Genomic DNA, 2,199 nt, shown 5'->3' on the forward strand with positions numbered 1-2,199 from the left:
CTTCGAACTCCCGCCGGGCTCCTCGCCGCGCTCACGCCGCGGAGCCCGACGGGAGTTCGAAGACACGCGCCGGCCCAGGCGGCGTCGGGTTCGTCCGTACGGGCGACGGCCCCGCGTGGCGGCGACGCGGGGTGCGCCCGGGCTCGGCAGGGGGCTCGGCCAAAGGCCCGGGCCGGGGTCGGGAAGGTCCGGGATCGGGTGGTGTGCGGGGGTGAACGGGCCTGTGTCGTCCGTGAGTTCGATCGCCCGCCGCCCCGACGGGTATCCTCGTGGTCGCCTGATGTTCGCCCGGTCGATCCTGCGGGGGCATCCCGGGATCGGGCACCGTGGAGGGGCGACGGCCGGCGACGTGCGCGCGCACGCTCGGACGAGTCCGTCCGCGACCGACGGCCATCCCAGCGAACCAGGACACGCGATGACCCCGACCACGCTCGCAGGGCCCGCTCCCGCCGGGCGCACCGACCACCACGCGTTCATCGCGATCGAGGGCCCACCCGGGGCGGGTGCCGCCGCGCTCGCGGACACGCTCGGCGCGGCACTGGGCTGCACCCCGATCGCCGGACGCGCCGAATCGATCCGTCTGGACACCCGTCCCGGACACGGCCTGGGCCTGGCCGGCCTGCTGCGGGCCGACGCGCTGGTCAAGCGCCACCGGCCGAGCGGGCCGGTGATCGTACACACGTGGGCGGCCGGCGTCGCCGCCGACGGGGCGGCGATCTACCGGGCCGACGGAACGCGGCTCAGCGCCCAGGTCGCGGAGTACCGGGCGGTGCTGGAGGAGCCCACCGTCACGGTGCACCTGACCGCCTCGGCCCGCACCCTGCGCGACCGCCTCTCCGGCCAGCGCGTCCTGTCCGCCGACGACCGCGGCTGGCTCACCCGCCGAGGCGCCCTCGAACGCGTAGCCGAGGCCCACCTGACCCTGGCCCACGAGGCCGACCCCCGACACGCGATCGTGATCGACATCGACGGCCACGACGCCGGCGCGGTAGCCGACGTGGTCATCACAACCCTCCGATCCCGCAAATTCACCACCCCCAACGCGGCATAGCAGGGCCCCGGCCGGCCCCGGGCCGCGCCGCCCCGGCGGCAACCGAGAACCCGGCCGGGACCGCGCCGGTAGCGGCGGGGCGCAGTGGAACCGGGTCCAGGTGCCGGGTGGCGGTGTCGCGCCCGGCGCTCATTCCGGGGTTTCTCGCGAACCTGGCCCTGCCCCGGCACTGGGCCGCATCGGCAGTGCTGGAGCCCAGTGGAACCGAAACCCGGTGCCACGCAGCGGCAACGCGTCCGGGCCTCGTCCGGGGTTTCTCGCGAACCTGGCCCTGCCCCGGTATTGGGCCGCGTCGGTAGTGGTGGAGCGCAGTGGAACCGAAACCCGGTGCCACGCAGCGGTAACGCGCCCGGGCCTCGTCCGGGGGCTCTCGCGAACCTGGCCCTGCCCCGGTATTGGGCCGCATCGGTAGTGGTGGAGCGCAGTGGAACCGAAACCCGGTGCCACGCAGCGGCAACGCGTCCGGGCCTCGTCCGGGGGCTTTCGCGAACCTGGCCCTGCCCCGGTATTGGGCCGCGTCGGTAGTGGTGGAGCGCAGTGGAACCGGAACCCGGTGCCGCGCAGCGGTAACGCGCCCGAGCCCGCTCTGGGGTAGCCACGAACCTGGGCCCCATTCCCAGGCTCTGGGCCGCCCCGGCGGCGGTCGGGCGAAGCGGAGCCGCAACCGCTGCGCCTGGTGAAGCGCAGTGGAACCGGGTCCTGGTGCCGCGTGGCGGCAGCGCGCCCCGGGCCTCGCTCCGGGGGCTCTCACGAACCTGGCCCTGCCCCGGCCCGGGCCGTCTCGTAGCGGTGGGGCGCAGTGGAACCGGAGCCAGATACCGCGCAGCGGCAGCGCGCCCGGGTCCCACCCGGAGGCTCCCACGAACTCGGCCCCATTCCCGGGCTCTGGGCCGCCCTGGTGGCGGTGGGGCGAAGCGGGCCGCGACCCGTTGTGCCTGGTGAAGCGCAGTGGAACTCGGGTCCTGGTGCCGCGTAGCGGTAGCGCGCCCCGGCCTCGCTCCGGGGGCTCTCACGAACCTGGCCCCATCCTTGCCCCCAGGCCGCCCCGGCGGCGGTGGAGCGAAGCGGAGCCGCAACCCACTACGCCACTGGTGGAGCGCAGCGGAACCGGAACCCCGGTGCCGCGCAGCGGCAACGCCCTCCCGCCC

The 2,199-nt window shown here is 75.5% G+C and carries 1 protein-coding gene; it reads left to right on the forward strand.

Annotated features, from left to right (window positions below; genetic code table 11):
• The first annotated feature begins 415 nt into the window (after positions 1 to 415).
• On the forward strand, positions 416 to 1,051 hold the full coding sequence (locus ACFRCG_RS48395) for a hypothetical protein (protein ID WP_380043044.1): 636 nt from the start codon (positions 416 to 418) through the stop codon (positions 1,049 to 1,051).
• Positions 1,052 to 2,199 lie beyond the last annotated feature (1,148 nt).

It is taken from the genome of Embleya sp. NPDC056575 (assembly GCF_042793325.1).
In the GTDB taxonomy this organism is placed as follows: Bacteria; Actinomycetota; Actinomycetes; order Streptomycetales; family Streptomycetaceae; genus Embleya.